Source organism: Gordonibacter sp. An230 (assembly GCF_002159915.1).
Lineage (GTDB): Bacteria > Actinomycetota > Coriobacteriia > Coriobacteriales > Eggerthellaceae > Rubneribacter.
The window spans coordinates 87,903-111,954 of the sequence record NZ_NFJP01000002.1; the positions used below are offsets into that span (position 1 = coordinate 87,903).

Consider the following 24,052-nt stretch of genomic DNA (forward strand, 5'->3'; position numbering starts at 1 on the left):
CCTACTTCCCCAGCTTCGCCTTCGTGCGGTTGATGAGGCCGCCGGCTTCGATGATCTCCTTGATGAACGGGGGGAACGGCTGCGCCTGGAAGGTCTGGCCCGTCGTTTCGTCCACGATGACGCCCGCGTCGGCGTCCACGCTCACCACGTCGCCCTGGCTGATGGCGTCCACCGCCTCGGGGCATTCCATGATGGCGAGGCCGGTGTTGATGGAGTTGCGGTAGAAGATGCGTGCGAAGCTCTTGGCGACGACCACGTCGACGCCGGCCGCCTTGATGGCGATGGGCGCGTGCTCGCGCGACGAGCCGCAGCCGAAGTTCTCGTCGGCCACGATGATGTCGCCCGGCTGCACGCGTTCGATGAACGACGTGTCGAGGTCCTCAAGGCAGTGCTTCGCGAGCTCGGCCGGATCGGACGTGGTCAGGTAGCGGGCCGGGATGATGACGTCGGTGTCGATGTCGCGCCCGTAGCGATGCGCGGTTCCTTTGAAGTGCATGGTCGATCCTTTCAACATGTCCCAAATGGGGACAGTCCCCATTTGGGACACTAGTCCAAGTCTTCCGGCAGGCCGATGTGGCCGAGCACGGCGCTCGCCGCGGCGATGGCCGGCGAGGACAGGTAGACCTCGCTCGTGGGGTCGCCCATGCGGCCGACGAAGTTGCGGTTCGTGGTGGCGATGGCGCGCTCGCCCGCGGCGAGGATGCCCATGTAGCCGCCGAGGCACGGGCCGCACGTGGGCGTGGACACGGCGCAGTTCGCGTCGAGGAACACGTCCATGAGGCCCTCCTCCATGCACTGGCGGTACACCTGCTGCGTGGCGGGGATCACGATGCAGCGCACGTCGGGGTGGATCTTCCGCCCGCGCAGCACCTCGGCCGCCTGGCGCATGTCGACGATGCGGCCGTTCGTGCAGGAGCCGATGACGGCCTGGTCGATCTTGATGTCGCGCGCCTCGGCGGCCGGGCGCGTGTTCGACGGCAGGTGCGGGAACGACACGGTGGGCACGATGGAGGCGGCGTCGATCTCGTACACCTTCGCGTACTGGGCATCCGGGTCGGAGTGGTACTCGGTGTAGGGGCGCTCCACGCGGCCGTCCAGGTAGGCGCGCGTCACGTCGTCCACCTCGATGAGGCCGGCTTTGCCGCCCGCCTCGATGGCCATGTTCGAGATGCTCATGCGCTCGTCCATGCCCATGGTGCGGATGGCGCTGCCCGTGAACTCCATCGCGCAGTACAGCGCGCCGTCCACGCCGATCATGCCGATGATGTGCAGGATGACGTCCTTGCCGGTGACGCCGGGGGCCAGCTCGCCCTCGATCTTGAACAGCAGCGACTCGGGCACCTTGAACCACGCCTTGCCGGTGGCGTAGCCCACGCCCGCGTCGGTGGAGCCCACGCCCGTGGCGAACGCGCCGAGCGCGCCGTACGTGCAGGTGTGGCTGTCCGCGCCGATAATGAGGTCGCCCGCGCCGACGACGCCCTGCTCGGGGAGCAGCGCGTGCTCGACGCCCATGCAGCCCACCTCGTAGTAGTGGGTAATGCCCTGCTCGCGCGCGAAGTCGCGCACGATCTTGGCCTGCTCGGCGCTCTTGATGTCCTTGTTGGGGACGTAGTGGTCGGGAACGAGGGCGATCTTCGTAGGATCGAACACGCGCTCGACGCCGATCTTGCGGAACTCTTTGACGGCGATGGGGGCGGTGACGTCGTTGGACAGCACGAGGTCGAGATCGCATTCGATCAGCTGACCCGGCTCCACAACGTCCAGCCCCGCATGGGCGGCGAGAATCTTCTCCGCCATGGTCATGGGACGTGGCATGGGCTGCTCCTTGGTTGCGGTGGGCCGTGCGAACCCGCGCGAGGCGGGCAGACGAAAATCGTCCATCATTGTAGCACTCGCTTTAGCGTGCAAAAGAGAAGAGCCCCGAAGGGCCCTTCGTTGTGAAGCGATTTCCAGATTTCATCGAAGTCGACAAGGACACGACCTGCGACGACCGGCATCCACGCAGTCGCCTCGCATCCACGCATCAGAACCCGATAAGCTGTGGCCTACCACGTTCCGTAATAGCTGCTGTGTCCGCCATAGTCTCCCACGGCGCCAAAAAGCGCGGCAGCGAACAGACTGCCGATCGCGAAACTGTACAACAGCCACAAAATGATCGAAATGGCAAAACCGATGAGGGAGAACTTCACCGCATCTTTTTTCACCTGCGGCAACTTGTCCACATTCACCAACCAGGCTATCACAACGCCGGCAACGCCGATAAACAGGCCCACAACGAGCCATCCGAACTTCATGCCGCCGGTCAGCTGCATAAGCGGCGCAGGCGGATAGAAAGGTTGGGGCTGGGGTTGGGGCGCGTACGCCGGAGGATGCTGCGGCTGAGGTTGGGGCGCGTACGCCGGAGGCTGCTGGGGCTGGGGCTGCGCCGAATGCATCGGCGGTTGTTGGGGTTGCGGTTGCGCGGGCGACACTTGCTGGCCCATCGGCGGCTGCTGCGGCGTCGGCGGCGCGACGGAAGGCTGCTGGCTGCCGGGATCGATGGACTGCGGCGGCTTGGGCACGCCCTGATCGTTGCGCTGCTCTTCGGTCATGGTGCACCTACTTTCATTGTGAGACGATCCGTCGCATCTATCCGAACCGCCCGCGCAGGGCGCTGCGGAAAGATGCGACGTCCGCGGCTACTCCGCGGTTCGCACCCAGTATACGGCGCGAACCGCAGACTTCGGAACAATCGCCATGGAACCGACAGCAAATACACCGCATGACGCAAAGATTGCACGAACAGCGACGAGGCGGAAGCAGACGGCCGCCCTCATCCAACATTGATCTTGCGGCGCGCCTTTCACGCACTGCGAGAAACCGCCCTCCGCCCTTCCAGACGAATCCCAATGCAGCAAGCGGTCAACCCCAGCCACCGCGCATCGTCGCAATTCGGGCGGTCGGCCCTCGGACGAACATCGAGCAGCTTAGACGGCGCTGCAGGAACGCCCTCCGCCGTAATCGCCCGATGCTCGGCGCAGCGCTCGTCGTGGGCGCACGTCGGCAAAACCGCGCCGGCCAGCAGGACCGTGTACACCGATGCGCCACGCAGGATCGACCCCCCCCCGAAAACGGGCACCCTGAGCCATCGTCGAAAGGACGCAACGTTCCGGGAGCGAAAGGCGACTCCGCACCGCGATATGGCGCGCATTCGCAAGGAATAGACCCGATCCAGATCGCCGAGCAAGCAGCGCCCAAGGCCGCATCCCGACCGAAGAACAGCCAAAGCCCCATCGCAAAAAGCAAGGGTCGACCTCGAGACGACGCAAGAAGAAGCGGAATTCCCAATTACGACAACGCCACGCAGAGTGCGTCGAGGAGAGTGATGGCGAAATGCTGCGCGGAACGGCCTTCGCCCGCATCTTCCCATTTGATGCCGGGCAGCTCAACGGCAATGCGCGAGGGCGATGCGGCATCGGCCACGCCGATGGCCGTCTCGAGACGCAGCGACAGCGTACCCTCGTCCTCAAAACTCACGCGAGGAACGTTTTCAACCATCCGCTCCTCGGGCAGGACGATATGGACGAGCAGCATGCTCTCGTCGGGAGCGACCAGCAACGAGTCCGCGCTCATGATCTTGGAGGCAGGATTCGTGGCCAGCGCGAGGTTCGACATGCGCGAAGCGACGCTGCGCGTGAACCCACTCGTACCGAACAGGCACAGCGCGTTGCTTTCGAGCACGTCGGCCGCGCGGGCGAAACCGAGATGATCCGTACCGTGCACGGCCTCCTTGCCTTCCCATGAATGATGAAGGTTGCGAATCGCCTCGTAGGTGTACGCGCCGGCGATGCCGTCCGAAGGCAGCCCGAGATTCAGCTGAAACTTGCGCAGCGCAAGCTCGGTGAACGCGCCGAAGATGCCGTCCACCGCGCCGCACGCGAAACCAAGCGCCCCCAGCGCATGCTGCAGCTCGAACACGTCATGACCATGGAAGTGGGGCATGCGCAAATAGAGCGTGCGGTCGCCCAGGCGAAACGAGGCATCCACCAGCGCCGACCACACTTTGTCGGTGACCTCGTCTGAAGAAGGCAACCCCGAACGCTCGCAGAAGGCACGTACAGCCGCGGCGGTCGCATCGCCGAACACGCCGTCCACGTCGGCCTCGTCGAGCACGCCAACCGTTACAAGCCGCTGCTGCACGTCCTCGACAGCGGGGCCCTTATCATGTCGTTTGATGGTTTCCATATGGGGCATTATATCCTAAAACCACGACGGACGTTCGGAACCATGCGCGCAGCCCCCCCCCAAAGACAGCGAAGGCCCTCCGAATCGAAATCACGCTGACGGCAGGACAAAGCGCCAGCCCCGCGCCACCGCGCATCGGGAAGCAAGGGGGCCTCGAAGCAACAAAGCGCCACGCCGACGGCCAAATCAGCGCAACCGCTTCACGAACCAGTCGGCCATGCTCACGAGCAGATCGCGCGACGCTGACGGGCGCACCATGTCCACCAGGCGGTTCTTCGCTATGCTCGTGAGGTTCTCGGCGTAGTTGCGGGCGTACTCGATGCTGCCCGAGGCCTCCATGATGCCCACGGCCTCGGCAAGCACGGCCTGGTCCTTCTCCTTCGACGACAGGATGTCGATGAGGCGGTCGCGATCGGCGGAGTGCTGCAGCGCGTGCACCACCATGAGCGTGCGCTTGCCCTCGGTGATGTCGTTGCGGAAGTCCTTCTTCGTGGACTCCTCGGAGCCGATGAGGTTCAGCAGGTCGTCTTGGATCTGGAACGCGAGGCCCGTGTCCAAACCGTAGTTGCGCAGCGCCTCGATCTCGGTCTCGGTGCCGCCGCCGATGATGGCGCCGATGGCCAGCGGCACGGCGCCGGAGTAGTGCGCCGTCTTGTGCGTGGCCATGACCAGGTAGTCCTCGGGCAGGATGTCGTAGCGGCCGTCGCGCGCCCAACCGATGTCGAGCGCCTGGCCCTCGATGGTGCGGCGCGTCATCTCTATGAGCTCGTTCACCACGCGCACCTTCGTGGCGTCGTCGAGCAGCGGGTCATTGATAACCGTGCCGTTCACCAGCGACAGCGCGAGGTCGCCCATGTTGATGGCCAGCCCCATGCCCTCGACAAGGTGCAGGCAGGGCTCGCCGCGGCGCAGCTCGGCCTCGTCGGCGATGTCATCGTGGATGAGCGCCGCCGTGTGGAAGTGCTCGATGGCAGCCGCGGCGCTCGTGGCGCGCGCCATGTCGCCGCCTACCGCGCGGCAGGCTGCGAAGCAGATGAGCGGCCGATGGCGCTTGCCGCCGTTTTGGCTGTAGTCGAGCAGCGGATTGTAGAGGTACCGGTCCATATCAGGGTGCGAACCGCGCGGAATATACTCGTTCACCAGGTCGCCCACGCGATCGGCATAATAGGAAAGGTACTCTTCGAAAGACTGGGGAGGCTCCTCCACCGCTGCGATGATCTCGTTGATGGTATTCATGGCGCTTTCTTGGTCGACCCTGACAGTTTTACCGCCCGGTCATGGTATCACAAGAAACCCCACCGCATTCTCCGCCACCCTCAAGCGGCGCATATTTCCGCAATTGCCCCTCGACAAAGCCGGCTCGACCCAAACCGTCGCCAGAGAGCCTCTCTATGAGCTCATCCCTCGAATGCACCCCGAGTTTTCGATACGCGCTTTTCATATGGCTTTGAACAGTGCTTGCCGAAACGAACAGAAGCGACGCAACCTTCTTCACGCTGTACCCGCGAGCGAACAGCGACACAACCTCAACCTCGCGCTCCGTCAGGCTTAATGAGCCTGTGCCGAATCGGGGCGGATGCGCAATCGGCAGCGCCGAACCCCCGTCCCCCTCAGCGAAACCGACAGGAAAGCCCCTCTTCGTTAGCAACGCCCCCAAAACCACGACGACAGAGGCAAGCGAGACGAACGCGGCCAAAAGGATGAGAGCGTCGAGAGCCCCGACAGAGCCGCCGTCGATCCAAATGCCCGAGATGCCGGGAATTGCCACGTAGCTCAAAGCCCACGAAACGACATCGGTCGGAATACCGAATACGGAGAACACCAGAACCGGAGAGACCCCCCTCGCATGAGACAAGCCGCATAGCGCCACCCAGAAAAGCACATCGAACATCGAGCGCACCGCCACGACGGCATTCCCCGAAAAAACGTAGGTTCCCTCCAGAACGCCCCCGAAGACCGCGGCGAAAAACAGGAGGGAGAGCGCCATCCACATTTTGAACGTCATTCGCTCAACCAACTGGGTCGGGCTTGCGCCGCCTTCGCCTGAAGCGCCCCGTCCGACGCCCTTCCGACTTTGCGCGCATCGCACGACGCACGCAAGCATCCCTCCCGACAATACGATCGAAAGCAGCCATCGAAACGTCAACCCTGCGGAGTCGGAGCCAGGCTCGACCGTGTCCACAACGCCCCTCAAAACGCTTCCCGCCATCAGAAACGCGATGAGTAAAACTACGCAGGGCGTTCCCCCTTTGAGAGCAACAAGCCCCTGACCTTCCCAGCGGCAAGCACGGAGAGGGGGCGCGAAGCGCCACGTCACACCAACAACCGCGGGAACCGCCACCGCAACGAGATGAGGGAGTCCGTGCGAGAGCGCCAGCAGGCTCGCTCCGAAGGAGGCGACCATCACCGCGACGCTCTCGAAGGAGAACCGCTCGCAGAAGAACAGAGCCCACGCCAAGCAGCCTACCTCGAAGGCGAAGACCACGAAGGGGAGAGCCGCCCATGCGATCCATGGAGGAAGCAGGCCCTCGGCGGCGGCGAAGCTCAATGCGACGCCCGCCGACCCAAAAACACCTGCAAGCGGCACGAAAAGCTTGCTCTCATGCATGACACGTCCGAGCAACCCACCCAGCGAAACCGCGGCGGCGCACAACACAAGCAGGAGAGCGAGCAGCGCCGGGTAAACCAAGGAGAGCCCCTCGGTCTCGAAAGGATAGAGCAGCCCGAAAAAGGACTGGTAGCGAAAATACACCCAGAAAAACGACATGCCGAGAAAAGGCATCGCGAATTCCTTGGCCATCGGTCTCGGTTCCACGGAGCGCCCCCTTCCCCATCGGAAAATCCTATCACGGAAGCGGAAAGCTCCCGTTCGCAAAATGCCGACTTATCAACATTCCCCTCTTTTATGGGCGACCCGCACATCGGGTCCTCCTTGATTTCCCGGATTTCAGGGGAAGGCGATCCTCGTGTTTCGGCAGACAATCGACCCGAGCTGCGCTAGCACTGGCGCGGCCGCGAAACATCGAAGGAAAGGAGACAAAAATGGATCTGAGCAGACGACGCTTCCTCGCAGGCGCGGCGACGATCGGAAGCGCCGCCGCAATCGGGGGCCTGCTTTCGGGTTGCCAGCCTCAAAAGCAGGCCGATCAAGATCCCGTCAGCGAGAGCGGCCAATATCCAAAAGGCACGACCCACGAAGATTTCCAGAACTCCGTCGTGGAACTTGAGCCCGTGGACGAATTCTCGGAGGAAAAGGATTTCGACATCGTCGTCATCGGCGCGGGAACCGCCGGCGTTCCCGCAGTATGCACCGCGCTCGAGGAAGGCGCCCGCGTCGCCTGCCTTCAAAAGGAATCCGTCGTCATCGCGCACGGAAACGGCTCTTCGGGACCTATTCTCGAGGAAAGCACTGCCTTAGGCGCCCTGCAGTACAAACAAGCTTGGCGCGCCGCCGGAGGGTACCGCATGAATCCCGATCTTCTCGACCTGTACGTGAACCATGCCGGAGAGACCATCATGTGGATGATGCGCAAAGGCGAGTCGGCAGGCCTTCCTCCCCAGGCGTCCAAGGCTCGAACGGACTTCGACGAGGGAAGCTACATCACCGTTGCCAGCAACTACTTCGGGCCGAAGCCCATCAACAACCAAGACATCATGACGAGGCTCGCCGAGGAGGCCGCAGGCGCAGGCGCTGAGTTCTTTTACGAGACGCCTGCCGTCCAGCTCGTCCGGTCGGAGGACGGAAGAGTGAAGGGGGTGGTCGGCAAGACCGGGAACAGCTATGTCAAATTCAATGCCTCCAAAGCGGTGATCGTGGCAGCCGGCGACTACCAAAACAACGAGAGCCTCGTTGCGCGATACTCTCCGGATGTCGTCCGTTTCCAGCGCAAGCAGTCCAACATGACCGCCGACGGCATCCTCATGAGCATGGCAGTAGGGGCACGCATGGTTCCCGTCAACCATGCGAAGACCATGCACGACATGGATGCGGCCCCTTTGGCTTTGACCGGCCTGCCCTTCATGGCGCTCGATGATCATGGAGAGCGCTTCATGAACGAGGATATCCCCATGGAATCCTGGGACCTCTCGCTGCAATGGAACAAAGATGCGGATGACCCTGGCCGCTTCTTCCGCATCTTCGACAACGATTTCGCACGAAAGTACGGAGCGAGCGTCACGACCGAGCAGCTCGAGAACTACATTCCGGGATTCAAGGAGAACCCGGAAGGGGTCTACGAAGGCCTCATCGACACCCACCGGGCGGACACGCTCGAAGAACTGGCCGATGCGCTCGGCATTCCGGCCGAAGCGCTCAAGAAAAGCGTCGCCGCATGGAACGAGTGCTGCGCCCGGGGAGCCGACGATCAGTTCGGGCTCGCTCGCGACAAGCTCAAGCCCATCGACACCCCTCCATATTGGGGGATTCGTCAATGGATACGATGCAGCGCTATCAACGCAGGGGTCGTCGTGGACGGGTGCTGCCGCGTGCTCGACGAGAACGACGAGCCCATACCAGGATTGTACTCGGTCGGCTCGGGAGCCGGCAACGTATGCGGAGGGCTGGAGTGGAACCTGTACCAAGGAGGCCTTTGCTGCGGTTCATACATGACCATGGGGCGCTATGCCGCAATCCATGCCCTGACGGGAGGGCTCGAGCCATCTCAACCCGCAGCATATGATGAAGTGAAAGGCATGTGGAGCGCGTAGCGACGTCGAGCAAGACGGGGCTCGCCATGGCGAGCCCTTAGGCTTTTAGCGTCTGGTAGGGGCGGCGGGACTCGAACCCGCACGACCGGAGTCGGAAGATTTTAAGAGCCGTCAGCTGTTGGAGGCTCGCTTGAAGTCAGGCTTGATGATCTTGAAAATACCAGGTGAAACGATGTTTTTAAGATCATTCCCACCATTGCCCTCCGGGCGTTTTCCGTCGTTTTTCGGAGGTTTGGGACAATTTGGGCCAGTCGGGCGAGCCCTCTTGTTCATGGCGGCCACGGCGCGCTCGACCGACTCCTCCCCCGCCTGCACGTAGAACTCCGACGTGACCACCGGAGTGCTGTGCCCGAGCAGCTGCTGCACGTCGGCGATAGGCAGGCCGTCCTCGCGCACGAGCATGGTGCCGCAGCTGTGGCGCGTGTTCTTCAGCGGCATGTCCACCGGCAGCCCGGCGGCCTTCGTCACCTCCCGCCAATGGCGCGACAGGTGGTCGGGGCGCATGCGCTTGCCGTCGTGCACCACCAACGGACCCGTGCCCTGCGCAAGGGGCCACACGATCTCCCCGGCCCATCGCGGGAGCAGCAGCGTGCGCGCGGAGGTGAACGACTTGGGCGGCTCGAAGTACCCCTCCCCGTCCATGTAGTGGTACGACCGCCAGACGCGGAACCGACCGAGAGCCTCCGGCGTCGAGACCGACCAGTCGATCTCCTCGCGGTCGATGGCGAGGATCTCGGAGCGCCGCAGCCCGACCGCGAAGGCGATGACGACGGCGGCCAGCGCTTCGTCGCCTTCGAACGCGTCGATGTAGTCCCACATCTGGCTCGACTTCACGACGGGCTTCACGGCCTTCTCGGGCATGGGCTCGTCCACGGCGTCCGTGACCACGAACGTCGCGAGCTGCCACTTGACGGCGCGCCGGTAGCCCTGGCGCAGAACCTTGTACACCACCCTGCGCGCGCCTATCGTGGGGATCGTGGACAGCTGCGACTCGACGTAGTACGGCTTCAGGTCCGTGAGGCCTATGCTCCCGAACATGGGGACGATGCTGCGCCGGACCGTCTGCTCGTAGTTGCGGTACGTCTCGCGCGTGATCTTACCCTTGTCGCGAGGGCCGCCGTCGTAGGACCCCCGGCGCACGCGGCTCTTGGCCCAAGGGAGGTAGACGCCGACGAAGTACTCGGCGACGGTCAGGCCCGTGGTCGGGACGAGGCCGCGCTCCACCTTCATGGCCATGGCGCGCAGGTTGGCCTCCGTCTCCGTCCCCTCGAAGGTCTCGTAGGGGCGCAGGCGCTTGCCCGTCACGGGATCGTGGCCGGCCGACACGCGGATCATCCAGCGCCTGCACTTCTCCCGTGGCACGCCGGGCTCGAGCGGCTCGACGCTGTACGGCTTGCGCTTCATGGTACAATGCACCTGCCTTTCCGTTCAGGTTAGGTTGCACCCCCGCCCCGGTCGCCAAACTAGCGCGGGGGTGCGCTATTCACTCTATGTAGTCATCGTAGATAAGTATGGATTCGGGACCTTCTATGATGACCTGTCCCTCCTTTCCTAGAACATCACCACGCTGTCGCCGACGACGCTATTCTACAGGCCGAGCAGCTCTCGCTTCTTCGCATCAAACTCCTCTTGGGTTAGCGCCCCCATATCGAGAAGCTCTTTGAGCTTCTTCACCTTCTCGATTGAGTCATCAGATTGTGCTACAGCACCTGCGTGCTCGACAACGACGCGCTGCGGCTCGACGGGCTTCATCTTTTCCAAAGCATCCACGATCATCTGCAAGCACGACACGGTCTGTTGCGCCTCGCTCAGCGCTTTCCGGTAGTCGTTGCTCGTTTTTTTCACCGTCTTCTTCACGTAGGGGATGAGGATGCATGGCATATCGACGCTGTTGAGGTCTATGCGCAGGATCATGCTGTCGCAGGTCTTCTTAGTCTTCTTCCCTCCGGCGATAGAGCCGGCGACGGCTCCCGCCGCGCCGAAGAAAGCCCCTCCGACAAGCGCCATGCCGACGCCACCGCCGACCACCTGAGAATCGTCTTCAAGGAGTTCGAAGCTGCGGATCTCTTCGAAGCGAAAGATGCGGTCGCTCGGCTTCATGGCGTGCTCGATAGCCACCGACGCACCGAGTGTGTAGACGGCAGCAGTCGCTTTCATGGCCTTCATCATCGCTCCGGACTGCTTGGGGATGTCAGCAGATGCGCGCCTCACCCTGAACAGGCCGTTCGTGCTGTCTATCGAGACGTCTCCCATATCGTTTGTTGCGTGGAAAATCCTTTTGTACTCGTCCTGTTGAGCTTTGTCGGCATCCTTCGCCTGACGGTCCAGCTCCTTACGTTCGGCCTTTGCGATCTGTTCTTGCTTTGCCTCGTCCACTTTTTGCATTGCCATGTCGCCGGCTGCGCTTGCCGCGCTCGCCGCCATCTCCTTAGCCTTGCCGAACAATCCCATTTCAAATCCCTTCTCTTCGCTTCTCCTTGCGTGCCACCCCGTCCTGAGCGAGCTTACTCCATCTCCTTACTCCATCTCCTTACTTGGCTGGAACCACACGACGGTGCCGACGACACGCACCGGTCCGTCGTCCATGCCGAAAACCATGTCCTCGTGCTTCTCGTAGCTGTCAGCGGTGAGCATGAGCGTGCTGCTCCCCCGGTACCATCGCCTCATCACGGCCTGATAGCCCTCAGTCTCCACCACTACGATGGAGCCGTTCTGCGGCTCGCGGTCGGGATCGACCAGTACGTGCGAGCCCTCCGGTATCACGCGGTTCATGCAGCCGCCCTCAACCACGAGGGCGAAGGCGCGCGGATGCCGCGAGCAGATGGACGCGGGTACCTCCACGCGGCGCTCCACCCCCTCCTCGTCGGTCAACGCACCCGCATGGACGCGCCCGAGGGTGAGCAGCGGGACGGTCGCCTCGCCGGAAGAGTAGACGGGCATGGCACCTTTCGGAAGCACGTAACCATGCTCTTTCGCGGCGAGACCAACACTACTGGACAACATGTCATCCTCGGTAAGGCCAAAATAGTCGCAAATTTTTTCAAGCGGTTCACGCCTCATCTGGGCACCATTCCGCCAACGAGTAACCGAAGAAGGAGCCACACCTGCAACACGCGCCAACGCATCCTGATTTATGTCAAATTTCACGAGCAACGCGTCGATGTTTTCCGGTAGGCCCATCTCTTCTCCTTAGTTTGCGTTTTATTCATTTTACACTGTGTTAGTTCTCTTTTCCAAAATAGTTCTTGCGTTATACGGAATTGCAGATTATCATGGGGAATTGAAAGGAGGTGGCAAATGAATATCGACAGCTCCAAATTTGCGGATGCACGAAGAGCATCCGGCCTCACTCTTGAAAATGCCGCATCTATCTGTGGAATTGCTCGTCAGACTTACCAGCTTCGCGAGAAGAAGGCCGGGGACTTCCATCTGTCAGAACTGGCAGCCCTCAATGCTTCGATGAACGAATCCGGAAAGAAGCTGCTGCGAGATGCTATCTACGGCATCTTTTTTTGAGTACAAAATTCTGTTTAACGAAATTGCAAAGGAGGTGAAGCTACCAGATGACCGAGAAGAACGCCGCCGATCTGCGCAGCGCGGCCATCGTCAGCGACCGCGTGAGGAGGATCGCGAACAGGACGTTCGGGTTCGATCCTTTTCAGGTGGTCCCCCTCGAAGCCGACGACGACCCCTCGCGCTACTGCATGTTCGAGGTCTGCGGCATCGAGTACCAAGTCAATGACGGCGAGCTCTCCATCTGGCGGGACGAGAGCCGCCGATAGGAAGCGAAGGAAAGGAGATGAAGTGGCAACGCCGAGGAAGTACCCCACCCTCGCGGAGTTCGAGGAGCTGAAGGAGGCGGTGGGCCGCCTCGAGGCCCGCCTGGGGCCGAAGGCCGAGCGCGCCTCGGTCTGGATAGACGCCGACGAGCTGGCCGATCGGCTGGGGCTGGCCGACGCCTACGGGGTCCCCGTGGCCGTCGGCGACGAGATCAGCCCGATGGACCGCGACGATCCGCGGAAGGTCGTGGAGGCGTCGATCAGAGCGGCCGCGCGGAGCGGCAAGGCGACCATGACCGTCCGCACGGGCAACGGGCAGACGGTCACGGCGGTCGATATGCGCCTGCCGGGCCACGTAGTGACGAAGAAGGCCACGGCATGAGCCGCGGCCCCGAGAAAGAGCGGGCGCGCCTTGCAGGGATCGCCGCCCGCATCCGAGAGAAAGGATACCACAATGGAGGCGCTTGCAGCAGCGTCGGAGCAGGGGGAGGAGCGCGCCGCGCCGCGGGGGCGGCTCACATGCTCTCTCCAAGAGGCCGCGGAGATCGCCGGGCTTTCGTACGAGTACCTTCTTGGGCAGAGCAAGGTGGCCAACCCGCGGGACCGCCTGCCCGGGTTCAAGACCGGGAGGAGCACCTACCGCGTCATAGTCGGCGAGCTGCCCGGATGGCTCCGGCGCAAAGCGGGGCTCGAATGAGGGCGCCGAGGCTCGACCCGAGGACGCTCGTCGAGGGGCTGCTCCTGATCGGCATCTTCGCCGCCGGCTACGCGGCGATGCTCCTCGTCGCCCACGGCATGCAGGCTGGATGGTGGTGACCATGGTCGAGCGAAACCCCGCCATGGCCGCGGCCGAGGCCGCCGTCGCCTGGGCCATGGAGGAGAGCGGGGGCGCGCCCGGAGAGACCAACTACGAGCGGCTGCTCGCCGACGCCCTGCGCGCCGTGCGGGAAAACGACCCCGGAACCCCCGTCGTGCTCGACCTGCCGGGCCTGAGCATGGCCCATTGGGCGTGCCTGTCGCGCATGCTCGTCATGGACCGGCCCGATCTCTCCGAGAGGGTACACCCCCAGTACGTCGAGGCGCTCGACGGCCAGGCCGGCGTCGCATGGCTGCAGCTGCAGTTCCACCGCGTGACGGGACGGCGGCCGGCGGTGCGCAGCTGGCGACACGCGCCCAGGAGGGGGTGCGCCTCCCTGTGACGCGCAAGGGCTCGGCCCAGAGGCCGTGGACGACCGACGACGTCGAGGCACTCAGAAACATGGCCGGAAGGATCACGCGACGCGAGATATGCCGGCAGCTCAAGCGCTCGCGCAAGTCGGTGGAGCACGCCGCAGCCCGCTTGGGCCTGTCGCTTCGATGCTACGTGTCCAAGCTGGTCTGGTGCGACGAGTGCGCCAGCTGGCGCTCCCGCATCGACAAAGACGGCAGGTGCCGCGTGTGCGCGATGCGCGAGAGGCTGGCCGGACGCGAGGCCGCGTGCGCCGAGGCGCTCGCGGCGATGACGCCGGAGCAGCGCGCCGTGTACGACGAAAACGAGGCCAAGAGGGGGACGAGGCGGTTCCCCGCCCGCCCGAAGCCGAGGATCGCCGGGAGCTGCCCCATCAGCCGCTACGAGCGCGAGCGGGCGAAGGCCGCCTACCTGCTCGACATCGAGGAATGGGAGCACCGCCGCCTCAAGCTCCCCTACGACGCCGCCAAGACGAGGCTGCGCCGCATGCGGGAAGTGACGGGGACGAACCCGCGAAAGAGTTTGAAACAATGAAATAAGTGGGGGTTTCGACAGAAACCCCAGATAGGAGAAGAATAGTGGAACTCAGAGAGATACCCGTCGAGGACGTCTACCCCGACGAGAAGAACCCCAGGAAGGACTTCGGCGACATCGCCGCGCTCGCCGAGAGCTGCATGCTCAACGCGATCAGCCCCGGCGAGCCGGTGAACCCGATCGTCGTGGTGGCCGACGGGGGTATCTACCGCATCGTGGACGGCGAGCGCCGGTACAAGGCGATGAAAATGAACAAGCTCAAGCGCTGCCACGCCGTGGTGTGCGAGGACCTGGACGAGGCCAACTCCCTGGTGGCCATGGTGGCGACCGACGACAAGCAGCAGCTCTCGGAGATCGAGCGCAGCCGCGGCGTGCAGCAGATGCTGCTCCTGGGAGTCGACCCGGAGCGCGTCGAGCGGGTCGGCCGCATGCCGAAGGGCAGCGCCGCCAGGCTGCGCCGTGCGCGGGCGGCCGTGGACGACGCGGGCGACGACATGACGCTCGACCGGATGCTCGCCATCGCGGAGTTCGAGGAGGCGGGCGACGCGGAGGCCGTGGAGCGGCTGGCGAGCTGCCGGGAGGCCGAGTGGTCGGCCGTGGCGCGCAGCATCCGCGAGGAGCGCGAGACCGCCGAGAAGACCGAGGCCCTGCGCCGCGCGTGCGCCGAAGCGGGGATCGCGCTCGAAGAGGACGTCCCGGGCTACGAGGACGGCTACGTGTACCGGACGAGCGAGAGCCGCCCGTCGGCGGTGGCGGAGGCGTTCGGAAGGCTCCCCGAGGGCTCGCTCGCGTGGCTCTGCGAGAAGAGCTACGGCGGCCCCGAGGTGCGCTTCTACTGGCCCGTGAACGGAGCGGCGGACCCCGATGCAGAGAGGCGCGCCGAGCTCGCCCACGAGGCCGAGGGGATGATCAAGTCGGGCGCGGAGAGAAGGCTGCGCTGGTTCGCGCGGACGGTCGCCGACGCCGACGCGTGCCCCAACGTGAGGGGCATGCTGCTCGACTCCTTCTTCGACGAGTCCAGGCTCGACAGCGATCCGACCGACAAACTGGAGAGGTTCGTCGAGCGCGCGGGGATCGCGCCCGATATCCCCCGCGCGCTGTCGGGCGCGATGGCGGCGTACCTGTACGAGACAGAGAACGGCGAGCTCCCGCTCTGGTACGCCCGCAACCTGGTCGACGGAGGGAGGCTGCGCGAATGGGAGGTCGGATATGCTGAGCGGTGGTTGCGGTGGCTGAACACGTGCTGCCTCGACGGGTACAAGGCCGACGAGGCCGACGAGGCCCTGGCGGACATGGTCGACGACGCGCTGGCCACCGCACGAGAGGAGGAGGAGTAGCATGGCCGTGAAGATCAGCAGCCTGGAGATCGAGAACGTCAAGCGGGTGAAGGCCGTCGCCATGGAGCCGTCCGAGAGCGGACTCACCGTCATCGGCGGGCGCAACGGGCAGGGCAAGACGAGCGTGCTGGACGCCATCGCGTGGGCGCTCGGCGGCGACCGCAAGCGCCCGACCGACGCGAGGCGCGAGGGCAGCGCGACCGACCCGCATCTCAAGGTGACACTCTCGAACGGCGTTGTCGTGGAGCGCAAGGGCAAGAACTCGTCGCTCAGGGTGACCGACCCCGAGGGGCGCAAGGGCGGCCAGCAGCTGCTCGACTCGTTCGTCGAAGCGCTCGCCCTCGACCTGCCCAAGTTCTTGATGAAGTCGGACAAGGAGAAGGCCGACGACCTGCTGCGCATCATCGGCGTTGGAGAGGAGCTGGCGCGCCTCGAGGAGAAGGAGCGGACGCTCTACAACCAGCGGACCGGCATCGGCCAGATGCGCGACCGGAAGCGGGGCGCCGCCGCGGACATGCCGATGCACCCCGACGCGCCCGCCGAGCCCGTGAGCGCCATGGATCTGATACAGGCGCAGCAGAAGATCCTGGCCCGCAACGGCGAGAACCAGCGCAAGCGCCAGCGGCGCGCCGAGCTCGAGGGAGAGCGGAGCGCGGCCGCGGCCGAGGTAGCGTCGGCCCAGGAGCAGGTGCGCCTCGCCAACGAGCGCCTCGCCGCCGCGGAGAGCAGGCTCGCGGGCATCGCGTCCGAATGCGCGGAGGCGGCGAAGACCGCCGAGCAGCTGGTCGACGAGTCCACCGTCGAGATCGAGGAGCAGCTGGAGCGGATCGAGACGGTGAACGCCAAGGTGCGCGACAACCAGCGCCGCGCCGACGCAACGCGCGAGGCCGAGGAGCTGGCGGCCCAGTACGAGGACATGACCGAGCGGATAGAGGCCGTGCGCGCCGCCAAGCGGGCGCTCCTCGACGGGGCCGACCTGCCCCTGCCGGGGCTTTCCGTGGAGGGCGGCGCGCTCGCCTACGGCGGGCGGCGATGGGACTGCATGAGCGGGTCCGAGCAGCTGCGCGTGGCCACCGCCATCGTGCGCAGGCTCAAGCCGGAGTGCGGCTTCGTCCTGGTGGACAAGCTGGAGCAGATGGACGCGGAGACGATGCGCGGGTTCGGCGAGTGGGCCGAGGCCGAGGGGCTGCAGGTGATCGCCACCCGCGTGTCCACCGGCGGCGAGTGCAGCATCGTGATAGAGGACGGCTACGGGATGGCCGCGGACAGGGCGACGGAGGAGATCGCAGTCTCGAAGAGCCTGGCGGAGTGCGCCGACGGCAACGGCTGCGGCGAGTGCTCGATCCCGCGCAACGGGACGTGCGAGCGCGCGGACGACCCCGAGGAGGCCATCGATCCGGCCGCGAAGTGGGTGATGTAAATGGCCCTCAACATCACGCGCGGCAAGATGGACAAGGCCCAGAGGGTCGTGGTGTACGGCCCCGAGGGAATCGGCAAGACGACGCTCGCCGCGCAGTTCCCCGACCCGCTCTTCATCGACGTGGAAGGATCGACCGGGCATTGCGACGTGGCGCGCGTGGACCCCGCGCCGGCGAGCTGGCAGGCGCTGCTGGAGACGGTGCGCGCCGTCAAGGCGGAGCGCCCCTGCGCCACGCTCGTGCTCGACACCGCCGACTGGGCCGAGCAGCTCTGCATCGCCCACGTGTGCGCCGAGCGGAAGTGGAAGGGCATCGAGGATCCGGGCTACGGGAAGGGCTACACCTACCTCGCCGAGGAGTTCGGAAAGCTGCTCAACCTGCTCTCCGACGTCGCCGCGGCCGGGATGCACGTCGCGGTGTGCGCGCACGCCATGATGCGGAAGTTCGAGCAGCCCGACGAGGCGAGCGCTTACGACCGGTGGGAACTCAAGCTGCAGCGCAAGACCGCGCCGATGGTGAAGGAATGGGCCGACGCGGTGCTGTTCCTGAACTGGAAGACGACCGTCGAGGCCGTCGGGGACGGAAAGGCCAAGGCGCGCAACGCCAGGCGCACCATGTTCTGCCAGCACCACGCGTGCTGGGACGCGAAGAACCGCTGGGGGCTCCCCGACGAGGTCCCGGCCGACTACGGGCAGATCGCTCCGTTCCTCCGGCCAGCCTCCGCGCCGGAGGCGTCCCCCGCCCCGGCGCCTCAAGCCCCCGCGCCCCATGGCGGGACGCCCGACGCGGCCCTGCCCGGCTTCTGGGCGCCGGCCCTGCAGCTCATGGAGGGCATCGGGGCCACGGTAGACGAGGTGCGCGCGGTGAGCGCCGCGAAGGGCCACCATTCCACCGACACACCCGCCAAGAACTACGAGCAGGCCTACGTCGAAGGATGCATCGTGGCGCAGTGGCCGAAGTGGGTCGAGGAGATCCGCAAGCTGCGCAAGGAGCGCGAGCCGGTGCCGTTCGGCGCTCCGGACATGACCAAGATCTAAGAGAGAGGACCGACACATGGCAGACAACACCGAATTGGGCGAGGCCCTGGACTGGGACGACGAGGTGTCCGACGAGGGAGGGTTCACCCTCCTGCCGGCCGGGACGTACCCGTTCGAAGTCGCGAAGGTCGAGAAGGAGTACTTCGAGGGATCGAACAAGATGGCTCCCTGCCCGCGCGCCGCGGTCACCCTCAACGTCCTCACGGACACCGGATGGGTGCCGCTTGTGGACCGGCTCATGCTCAACACCAAGACCGCATGGCGCGTGGCCAGGTTCTTCGAGAGCCTCGGGTTCGAGAAGGAGCCGAACGCCGAGGGCAAGATGGTCATGCGCCCCCACTGGAACGAGATCGTCGGCAGGCAGGGCTGGGCGAAGATCAAGGTGCGGACGTACGCCAAGAAGGACGGCGGCGAGGGCGAGGCCAACGACGTGGACACCTACCTCAGGCCCGCCGAGTGGCCCGAGCGGCCCGAGCCCGCGCAGACGAGCATCCCCGTTCACGAGCAGCCCGCGCCCGCCCAGCCCGCGCACCAGAGCTGGGACATGTGATGGCGCCGGTGGAGCTCAGGCCGTACCAGCAGGAGGCGCGCGAGGCCGTCGAGCGCGAGTGGGGCGAGGGGCGCGCGAAGACGCTCCTCGTCCTGCCCACCGGCACCGGGAAGACCGTCGTGTTCGCGATGGTCGCCAAGGACGCGGTGGACGCCGGCGGACGCGTGCTCGTGCTCGCCCACAGAGGCGAGCTGCTGGAGCAGGCCGCGGACAAGATAGGGGCCGCCACGGGGCTCGGGTGCAGCGTGGAGAAGGCCGAGCGCACGAGCCTCGGCGAATGGTTCCGCGTGACGGTGGGCAGCGTGCAGACGCTGATGCGGGAGAGCCGACTTGCGCGGTTCGGCCACGACCACTACACGCACATCGTCGTGGACGAGGCGCACCACGCGCTCTCCGACAGCTACCGGGCGGTGCTCGACTGGTTCCCGGAGGCGCGCGTGCTCGGCGTGACCGCCACGCCCGACCGCGGCGACCGCAAAAACCTCGGCGCGCTCTTCGACAGCATCGCCTACGAGTACACGCTGCCCCGCGCCATCAAGGAGGGCTACCTCTGCCCCATCAAGGCGCAGACGGTGCCGCTCGAGATCGACCTGTCCGCCGTGAAGGTGCAGTCGGGCGACTACGCGGCCGGCGACCTCGGCACGGCGCTCGACCCGTACCTGGACCGCATCGCCGATGAGATGCTGGCGGCGGGCTGCATGGAGCGCAAGACCGTGTGCTTCCTGCCCCTCGTCAAGACCGCGAAGAAGTTCCGCGGGATCCTCGCCGCCAAGGGCTTCAACGCATACGAGGTCGATGGCGAGAGCTTCGACCGGGCCGAAGTGCTGGCGAAGTTCGACGCGGCGGGAGGCGGGACCGCGCTCTGCAACTCGATGCTGCTCACCGAGGGATGGGACTGCCCGAGCGTGGACTGCGTGGTGGTGCTGCGCCCGACGAAGGTGCGCTCGCTGTACTGCCAGATGGTCGGGCGCGGCACGCGCCTGTCCCCGGAGACGGGCAAGACGGAGCTGCTCCTGCTCGACTTCCTGTGGCACGTCGAGCGCCACGAGCTGTGCCGCCCCGCGCACCTCGTCGCCGAGGGCGAGGAGGTGGCCCGCGCCATGACCGCGCGCTTGGAGGCGGCCGGGCGCCCCGAGGACCTGGAGGAGGTGGAGCGCGAGGCCGCCAAGGACGTGGTGGAGGAGCGCGAGCGGAGGCTGGCCGAGGAGCTGGCGTCCATGCGCAGGCGCAAGCGCCGCCTCGTGGACCCGCTCCAGTACGAGATGAGCATCATGGCCGAGGACCTGTCCGGCTACGTGCCGTCGTTCGGCTGGGAGGCGGCCCCGGCGAGCGAGGCCCAGCGCAGCGCCCTGGAGAGGGCCGGCATCGACCCCGACGGCGTGGAGTGCTCCGGCAAGGCGAGCCTGCTGCTCGACCGCCTGGCCAAGCGCAGGGCCGAGGGGCTGGCCACCCCTCGCCAGATACGGCAGCTCGAGGGCCGGGGCTTCCGGCGCGTGGGCGAATGGACGGCCGGCCAGGCGTCGGCGCTCATCAGCCGCATCGCCGCCAACGGCTGGCGCACGCCCGCCGGCATCCGCCCCGCCGAGTACGACCCCGCCCTGGGGAGGTAGGCCATGGACGGGAGAGGATACGACCTGGCCGAGTGCCTGGCCGCCATCGACCCGGCCTCGCTGAGCTACGAGGAGTGGCTCCATGCGGGCATGGCCCTGCACGCCGAGGGGTACGGCTGCGATGTGTGGGAGGCGTGGAGCCGGCGCGACACGGCGCGCTTCCGCGAGGGCGAGTGCGCGAAGAAGTGGCGCGGCTTCGGCCGGTCGCCGAGCGAGGTCAAGGGCGGCACCCTCGTCCAGATGGCCCGCGACGCGGGATGGTCGCCGGACGGCGCGGACGGGCGCGGCGAGGCGCTGGGCTGGGACGACGACGTGGGCGGCGACGGGACGGGCGGACGCATCGTCGACCCGTCGTGGGTCGAAGCGCGCGAGGTCGTCGAGCCGGCCGGCGAGTGGCGCGGCTGGCAGGAGGCCGTGCGCTACCTCGAGGCGCTGTTCGACGCCGACGAGGTGGTGGGCTACGTGGTGGAGGCCTGGGACAAGGACGGGCGATGGGTGCCGTCCGGCAAGGGGCCGCACGGCCGCACCGCCGGAGAGCTCGTGGCGGCGCTTACAAAATACAAGGACGACCTCGGCGCGTCCATCGGGCAGCCCAACCCCGAGGCGGGCGCGTGGATCCGGTTCAACCCGCTCGACGGCAAGGGCGTGCGCAACGAGAACGTCGCGGAGTACCGCCACGCCCTCGTGGAGAGCGACGACATGCCCGTGGAGCGCCAGCTGGCCATCATCGAGGAGCTGGAGCTGCCCGTGGCGGCCCTCGTGCACAGCGGGAACAAGAGCCTGCACGCCGTCGTCAAGGTGGAGGCGAAGGACTACGACGAGTACCGCAGGCGCGTGGACTACCTCTACCGGACATGCCTCGACAACGGGCTCAAGATCGACACCCAGAACAAGAACCCCAGCCGCCTGTCCCGCATGCCGGGCGTGATGCGCTCCGGCCGCAAGCAGTGGCTCGTGGCCACGGACGTTGGAAAGGCGTCGTGGGACGAATGGCGCGAGTGGATCGACGAGCAGAACGACGACCTGCCCGATCCCGAGAGCCTGGCCGGCGTCTGGGACGACCTGCCGGAGCTGTCCCCGCCGCTCATCGACGGGGTGCTGCGCCAGGGCCACAAGATGATGCTCGGCGGCCCCAGCAAGGCGGGCAAGTCGTTCGCGCTCATCGAGCTGTGCGTGTCGATCGCGGAGGGCGTCCCCTGGCTCGGCTTCGGCTGCGCCCAGGGCCGCGTGCTCTACGTGAACCTGGAGCTGGACCGGGCGAGCTGCCTGCACCGCTTCCGCGACGTGTACGACGCCATGGGCGTGGAGCCGGCGAACCTGGCCAGCATCGACGTGTGGAACCTGCGCGGCAAGGGCAAGCCCATGGACCGGCTGGCCCCCTCGCTCATACGCCGCGCGCTGAAGACACGGCCCATCGCGGTCGTGATCGACCCCATCTACAAGGTCATCACGGGCGACGAGAACTCGGCCGACCAGATGGCGGCGTTCTGCAACCAGTTCGACCGCGTGGCCACCGAGCTGGGGTGCGCCGTCGTGTACTGCCACCACCACAGCAAGGGACTGCAGGGCCAGAAGCGCAGCATGGACCGCGTGAGCGGTTCGGGCGTGTTCGCCCGCGACCCCGACGCCCTCCTGGACATGATCGAGCTGGAGCAGACCGACGCGCTGCGCCGGCAGCAGGAGGACGCCGCCGTGTGCGCCGCGCTCGAGCGCGTCATGGCCGAGCGCGGGCCGGGCGGCTGGCAGGACGTGGTCGGGGAGGACGACCGCGCGAGCGCCGAGCGGTTCCTGGAGGGCGCGCGGGCGCTCCTCGGCCGGGAGGACGAGCGGGCGATGCTCGACGCCGTGCACACGGCGCGCAAGGCGGCCTCCCAGCGCACCGCGTGGCGCATAGAGGGCACGCTGCGCGAGTTCCCTCGCTTCGAGCCGCTGAACCTGTGGTTCGACCACCCGGTGCACCGGACGGACGCCACGGGCGCGCTCGCGGACCTCGAGAGCGACGGGGCGGGCAACGCCTGGGCGGGGAGGCCCGGGCGCAACCGCCAGGCGAAGAGCAAGGCGGAGAAGGCCGCAGAGCGCAGGCAGGCCGTCGAGGAGGCGTTCGGGGCGTGCGACATGGGCGAGGGCGTGACCGTCAAGGAGGTGGCCGATTTCATGGGCGTGAGCGAGAAGACGGCCCGCGCGAGGGCCGCGGAGCACGGCGGGTTCTGGGTCAAGGGCGGCACGATCGGAAGACGGAAGGAAGGAAAATAGCGTGCTCGCTTCCCTGCTCCCTGATCGGGAAAATAGCGATTATTTTCCCTTCCTTCCCGATCGGGAAACCTCCGCTATTTTCCCTTTTCCGGATCGGGAGGAAAAAAGCGGGAATCCCGGCTATTTTCCCGATCCGGGAGTAACGGTACCCCCCTACGGGGGGTAAAGGGTTTCCCTTCCCTCCGGTCAGAGGGGAAAGGAAGGCGGGCTAAAGCTGCGCCCGCCGTCCTCCCTTCCCCTGCCTCTGACAAAGCATGCAATTCTCAAGTCTAACTGATAGACGAAAGGTAGCAATATGAATTTCGGCAGGATCGTGAGAACGGACATCGCGGCGGACGAGAACGGCGTCACCGCCACCATGCGCCCCGAGAAGGGAGGCGATGCATCATGAGCTGGGAAATGGAGGCGACAACCACGTGTCCTTACGAAGACGCGGCCGAGGCGAGGCGCAAGGGGTACACGGCGTGCGGCACGTGCGCGGTGCCCGACTACGCGTGCGGCAAGATCGACGAGCGCGAATGGGCGAAAAGGCACTGCCCGAAAGGCTGCCCGGATCCCGAGCGGTGGAACCTTGGTTGCTGGAACTGCGAGGAGATGCATGACGCCAACAGCGTTGCCTTGCCATGCAGGCGAAAGGAGCCTGGGGCATGAGGACGGCTGCCATGTGGCTGCGCGACGAGCTGCCGTACTACCTCGCCATGGCGCTGATGACCGCAGCGATGATCCTCGCCTGCATCGCATTCCTTGCCTGGGCGCTGCTGTGCCGGCTCGCCAAGCCCGTTGCGGCGGTAGCCTGCGTCGCCATCGTCTGCTGGGCCGCCCTCAAGGCCATGGGGGTGCTGCCATGATCGAGTTCTTCGAGCCGATGGTGCCGCCGACGGCCACGCACAACGACCTGGAGCCGTGCATGCGCCGAGGGAGGCCCTCGATCCGCAAGTCCGACGCGCTGCTCGAGGCGGAGGCGGCATGGCGCGCGCATCTGGCCCGCCACGCCCCTGCAGCGCCCCTCAGGGGCCCGATCTCCGTCGAGATGCGCATCTGCTGGCCGACGGGGGGAACCCATCCCCAAGGGGCGCCCCACGCCGTCAAGCCGGACGCCGACAACGTGGAGAAGACCGTGTTCGACGTCATGGCCTCCCTCGGGTTCTTCGAAAACGACAGCCGGATCGCGCTGCACACGACGGCGAAGCTGTGGAGCGACCCGGCGGGAATCTACGCGAGGATGGAGGAGCTGCCGGGATCGCGCGGGGAGGGGGCGGCGTGCGATGGGGTTTAGACTCGAAGCGGCCAGGCCCGGCGAGACGGAGAGGGTGTGCGAGAGATGCTTGCGGGCCTACTTGCCCGCAAGCAGGACGCAGCGGTTCTGCCCGGATTG

The 24,052-nt window shown here is 65.9% G+C and carries 26 protein-coding genes and 1 pseudogene; 17 read left to right on the forward strand and 10 right to left on the reverse strand.

The window, feature by feature from the left end:
- Window position 1 precedes the first annotated feature (1 nt).
- The 6 genes from B5F40_RS01565 to B5F40_RS01590 form a co-directional block, all read right to left on the reverse strand.
- Window positions 2-496: a 3-isopropylmalate dehydratase small subunit gene (locus B5F40_RS01565; RefSeq protein WP_087192627.1), complete on the reverse strand. Its 495-nt coding sequence runs from the start codon at window positions 494-496 to the stop codon at window positions 2-4.
- A gap of 50 nt (window positions 497-546) precedes the next feature.
- Entirely contained in the window at window positions 547-1,815 is a 1,269-nt protein-coding gene (leuC, locus tag B5F40_RS01570) for a 3-isopropylmalate dehydratase large subunit (protein ID WP_087192733.1), read from the reverse strand.
- A gap of 230 nt (window positions 1,816-2,045) precedes the next feature.
- Window positions 2,046-2,591 (reverse strand): hypothetical protein, encoded by a 546-nt coding sequence (locus tag B5F40_RS01575; RefSeq protein ID WP_087192628.1) that lies wholly within the window; start codon window positions 2,589-2,591, stop codon window positions 2,046-2,048.
- 736 nt (window positions 2,592-3,327) lie between these two features.
- Window positions 3,328-4,233 carry a peptidoglycan-binding domain-containing protein gene (locus B5F40_RS01580; RefSeq protein WP_087192629.1) on the reverse strand — a complete coding sequence of 302 codons (906 nt, stop codon included), beginning with the start codon at window positions 4,231-4,233 and terminating at the stop codon, window positions 3,328-3,330.
- A gap of 177 nt (window positions 4,234-4,410) precedes the next feature.
- Window positions 4,411-5,460 (reverse strand): polyprenyl synthetase family protein, encoded by a 1,050-nt coding sequence (locus B5F40_RS01585; RefSeq protein ID WP_087192630.1) that lies wholly within the window; start codon window positions 5,458-5,460, stop codon window positions 4,411-4,413.
- A gap of 28 nt (window positions 5,461-5,488) precedes the next feature.
- Window positions 5,489-7,006 carry a response regulator transcription factor gene (locus tag B5F40_RS01590; protein ID WP_162610851.1) on the reverse strand — a complete coding sequence of 506 codons (1,518 nt, stop codon included), beginning with the start codon at window positions 7,004-7,006 and terminating at the stop codon, window positions 5,489-5,491.
- A gap of 260 nt (window positions 7,007-7,266) precedes the next feature.
- Here B5F40_RS01590 and B5F40_RS01595 point away from each other — a divergent pair, with 260 nt between their 5' ends.
- A complete protein-coding gene (locus B5F40_RS01595; RefSeq protein ID WP_087192632.1) occupies window positions 7,267-8,931 on the forward strand; it encodes an FAD-dependent oxidoreductase in 1,665 nt (554 codons plus the stop codon).
- A 111-nt stretch (window positions 8,932-9,042) separates the two neighbouring features.
- On the opposite strand, the gene B5F40_RS01600 is transcribed toward B5F40_RS01595, so the two are convergent.
- The 4 genes and pseudogenes from B5F40_RS01600 to B5F40_RS16905 all read right to left on the reverse strand — a co-directional run.
- Entirely contained in the window at window positions 9,043-10,335 is a 1,293-nt protein-coding gene (locus B5F40_RS01600) for a tyrosine-type recombinase/integrase (protein WP_087192633.1), read from the reverse strand.
- 183 nt (window positions 10,336-10,518) lie between these two features.
- Complete coding sequence (locus tag B5F40_RS01605) at window positions 10,519-11,382, reverse strand: SHOCT domain-containing protein (protein WP_087192634.1); 864 nt, start codon at window positions 11,380-11,382, stop codon at window positions 10,519-10,521.
- Between the two features lie 66 nt (window positions 11,383-11,448).
- The gene (locus B5F40_RS16525) at window positions 11,449-11,871 is read right to left on the reverse strand and encodes a LexA family protein (RefSeq protein WP_239442847.1); all 423 of its coding nucleotides are present in this window, start codon (window positions 11,869-11,871) and stop codon (window positions 11,449-11,451) included.
- Window positions 11,872-11,940: 69 nt separating this feature from the next.
- A pseudogene (locus B5F40_RS16905) lies at window positions 11,941-12,111 on the reverse strand (helix-turn-helix domain-containing protein); the annotation flags it as partial.
- 117 nt (window positions 12,112-12,228) lie between these two features.
- Between B5F40_RS16905 and B5F40_RS01615 the strand changes: the two are divergent.
- From B5F40_RS01615 to B5F40_RS16135, 16 genes are all read left to right on the forward strand, one after another.
- On the forward strand, window positions 12,229-12,447 hold the full coding sequence (locus B5F40_RS01615; protein WP_087192636.1) for a hypothetical protein: 219 nt from the start codon (window positions 12,229-12,231) through the stop codon (window positions 12,445-12,447).
- Between the two features lie 47 nt (window positions 12,448-12,494).
- Complete coding sequence (locus tag B5F40_RS01620; RefSeq protein WP_087192637.1) at window positions 12,495-12,713, forward strand: hypothetical protein; 219 nt, start codon at window positions 12,495-12,497, stop codon at window positions 12,711-12,713.
- A gap of 22 nt (window positions 12,714-12,735) precedes the next feature.
- Window positions 12,736-13,092 carry a hypothetical protein gene (locus B5F40_RS01625; RefSeq protein WP_087192638.1) on the forward strand — a complete coding sequence of 119 codons (357 nt, stop codon included), beginning with the start codon at window positions 12,736-12,738 and terminating at the stop codon, window positions 13,090-13,092.
- 72 nt (window positions 13,093-13,164) lie between these two features.
- Window positions 13,165-13,407 carry a hypothetical protein gene (locus B5F40_RS01630; protein WP_087192639.1) on the forward strand — a complete coding sequence of 81 codons (243 nt, stop codon included), beginning with the start codon at window positions 13,165-13,167 and terminating at the stop codon, window positions 13,405-13,407.
- On the forward strand, window positions 13,404-13,526 hold the full coding sequence (locus B5F40_RS16790; RefSeq protein WP_255396399.1) for a hypothetical protein: 123 nt from the start codon (window positions 13,404-13,406) through the stop codon (window positions 13,524-13,526). The genes B5F40_RS01630 and B5F40_RS16790 overlap by 4 nt, the downstream gene beginning before the upstream one ends.
- On the forward strand, window positions 13,517-13,909 hold the full coding sequence (locus B5F40_RS01635) for a hypothetical protein (protein WP_162610852.1): 393 nt from the start codon (window positions 13,517-13,519) through the stop codon (window positions 13,907-13,909). The genes B5F40_RS16790 and B5F40_RS01635 overlap by 10 nt, the downstream gene beginning before the upstream one ends.
- Window positions 13,906-14,472: a hypothetical protein gene (locus B5F40_RS01640; RefSeq protein WP_087192641.1), complete on the forward strand. Its 567-nt coding sequence runs from the start codon at window positions 13,906-13,908 to the stop codon at window positions 14,470-14,472. The genes B5F40_RS01635 and B5F40_RS01640 overlap by 4 nt, the downstream gene beginning before the upstream one ends.
- A 44-nt stretch (window positions 14,473-14,516) precedes the next feature.
- Complete coding sequence (locus B5F40_RS01645; RefSeq protein ID WP_162610853.1) at window positions 14,517-15,809, forward strand: ParB/RepB/Spo0J family partition protein; 1,293 nt, start codon at window positions 14,517-14,519, stop codon at window positions 15,807-15,809.
- Window position 15,810: 1 nt separating this feature from the next.
- Complete coding sequence (locus B5F40_RS01650; RefSeq protein WP_087192643.1) at window positions 15,811-17,229, forward strand: AAA family ATPase; 1,419 nt, start codon at window positions 15,811-15,813, stop codon at window positions 17,227-17,229.
- Complete coding sequence (locus tag B5F40_RS01655; RefSeq protein ID WP_087192644.1) at window positions 17,230-18,264, forward strand: ATP-binding protein; 1,035 nt, start codon at window positions 17,230-17,232, stop codon at window positions 18,262-18,264. It abuts the gene before it with no gap.
- Window positions 18,265-18,280: 16 nt separating this feature from the next.
- Complete coding sequence (locus B5F40_RS01660; RefSeq protein ID WP_087192645.1) at window positions 18,281-18,814, forward strand: hypothetical protein; 534 nt, start codon at window positions 18,281-18,283, stop codon at window positions 18,812-18,814.
- Window positions 18,814-20,424 carry a DEAD/DEAH box helicase gene (locus B5F40_RS01665; RefSeq protein ID WP_204217287.1) on the forward strand — a complete coding sequence of 537 codons (1,611 nt, stop codon included), beginning with the start codon at window positions 18,814-18,816 and terminating at the stop codon, window positions 20,422-20,424. The genes B5F40_RS01660 and B5F40_RS01665 overlap by 1 nt, the downstream gene beginning before the upstream one ends.
- A 3-nt stretch (window positions 20,425-20,427) precedes the next feature.
- The gene (locus B5F40_RS01670) at window positions 20,428-22,677 is read left to right on the forward strand and encodes an AAA family ATPase (RefSeq protein WP_087192646.1); all 2,250 of its coding nucleotides are present in this window, start codon (window positions 20,428-20,430) and stop codon (window positions 22,675-22,677) included.
- A 387-nt stretch (window positions 22,678-23,064) separates the two neighbouring features.
- Window positions 23,065-23,328, forward strand: a complete 264-nt coding sequence (locus B5F40_RS01675; RefSeq protein ID WP_087192647.1) for a hypothetical protein — start codon at window positions 23,065-23,067, stop codon at window positions 23,326-23,328.
- On the forward strand, window positions 23,325-23,525 hold the full coding sequence (locus B5F40_RS16130; protein WP_162610854.1) for a hypothetical protein: 201 nt from the start codon (window positions 23,325-23,327) through the stop codon (window positions 23,523-23,525). The genes B5F40_RS01675 and B5F40_RS16130 overlap by 4 nt, the downstream gene beginning before the upstream one ends.
- Window positions 23,522-23,953, forward strand: coding sequence for a RusA family crossover junction endodeoxyribonuclease (locus tag B5F40_RS16135; protein WP_162610855.1), 432 nt, complete (start codon window positions 23,522-23,524; stop codon window positions 23,951-23,953). Before B5F40_RS16130 ends, B5F40_RS16135 begins: the two co-directional genes overlap by 4 nt.
- Window positions 23,954-24,052: the final 99 nt, after the last annotated feature.

Bases quoted from the DNA above. Each gene is read 5' to 3' on its own strand.
- B5F40_RS01675 (WP_087192647.1), top strand. From the start codon at position 23,065: ATGAGCTGGGAAATGGAGGCGACAACCACGTGTCCTTACGAAGACGCG.
- B5F40_RS01590 (WP_162610851.1), bottom strand. From the start codon at position 7,006: ATGCCTTTTCTCGGCATGTCGTTTTTCTGGGTGTATTTTCGCTACCAG.
- B5F40_RS01585 (WP_087192630.1), bottom strand. From the start codon at position 5,460: ATGAATACCATCAACGAGATCATCGCAGCGGTGGAGGAGCCTCCCCAG.
- leuC (WP_087192733.1), bottom strand. From the start codon at position 1,815: ATGCCACGTCCCATGACCATGGCGGAGAAGATTCTCGCCGCCCATGCG.
- B5F40_RS01655 (WP_087192644.1), top strand. From the start codon at position 17,230: ATGGCCCTCAACATCACGCGCGGCAAGATGGACAAGGCCCAGAGGGTC.
- B5F40_RS01605 (WP_087192634.1), bottom strand. From the start codon at position 11,382: ATGGGATTGTTCGGCAAGGCTAAGGAGATGGCGGCGAGCGCGGCAAGC.
- B5F40_RS16525 (WP_239442847.1), bottom strand. From the start codon at position 11,871: ATGCCCGTCTACTCTTCCGGCGAGGCGACCGTCCCGCTGCTCACCCTC.
- B5F40_RS01630 (WP_087192639.1), top strand. From the start codon at position 13,165: ATGGAGGCGCTTGCAGCAGCGTCGGAGCAGGGGGAGGAGCGCGCCGCG.
- B5F40_RS01565 (WP_087192627.1), bottom strand. From the start codon at position 496: ATGCACTTCAAAGGAACCGCGCATCGCTACGGGCGCGACATCGACACC.
- B5F40_RS01650 (WP_087192643.1), top strand. From the start codon at position 15,811: ATGGCCGTGAAGATCAGCAGCCTGGAGATCGAGAACGTCAAGCGGGTG.
- B5F40_RS01615 (WP_087192636.1), top strand. From the start codon at position 12,229: ATGAATATCGACAGCTCCAAATTTGCGGATGCACGAAGAGCATCCGGC.
- B5F40_RS01595 (WP_087192632.1), top strand. From the start codon at position 7,267: ATGGATCTGAGCAGACGACGCTTCCTCGCAGGCGCGGCGACGATCGGA.
- B5F40_RS16790 (WP_255396399.1), top strand. From the start codon at position 13,404: ATGAGGGCGCCGAGGCTCGACCCGAGGACGCTCGTCGAGGGGCTGCTC.
- B5F40_RS01665 (WP_204217287.1), top strand. From the start codon at position 18,814: ATGGCGCCGGTGGAGCTCAGGCCGTACCAGCAGGAGGCGCGCGAGGCC.
- B5F40_RS01620 (WP_087192637.1), top strand. From the start codon at position 12,495: ATGACCGAGAAGAACGCCGCCGATCTGCGCAGCGCGGCCATCGTCAGC.
- B5F40_RS01670 (WP_087192646.1), top strand. From the start codon at position 20,428: ATGGACGGGAGAGGATACGACCTGGCCGAGTGCCTGGCCGCCATCGAC.
- B5F40_RS01660 (WP_087192645.1), top strand. From the start codon at position 18,281: ATGGCAGACAACACCGAATTGGGCGAGGCCCTGGACTGGGACGACGAG.
- B5F40_RS01580 (WP_087192629.1), bottom strand. From the start codon at position 4,233: ATGCCCCATATGGAAACCATCAAACGACATGATAAGGGCCCCGCTGTC.
- B5F40_RS01635 (WP_162610852.1), top strand. From the start codon at position 13,517: ATGGTGGTGACCATGGTCGAGCGAAACCCCGCCATGGCCGCGGCCGAG.
- B5F40_RS16130 (WP_162610854.1), top strand. From the start codon at position 23,325: ATGAGGACGGCTGCCATGTGGCTGCGCGACGAGCTGCCGTACTACCTC.
- B5F40_RS16135 (WP_162610855.1), top strand. From the start codon at position 23,522: ATGATCGAGTTCTTCGAGCCGATGGTGCCGCCGACGGCCACGCACAAC.
- B5F40_RS01600 (WP_087192633.1), bottom strand. From the start codon at position 10,335: ATGAAGCGCAAGCCGTACAGCGTCGAGCCGCTCGAGCCCGGCGTGCCA.
- B5F40_RS01575 (WP_087192628.1), bottom strand. From the start codon at position 2,591: ATGACCGAAGAGCAGCGCAACGATCAGGGCGTGCCCAAGCCGCCGCAG.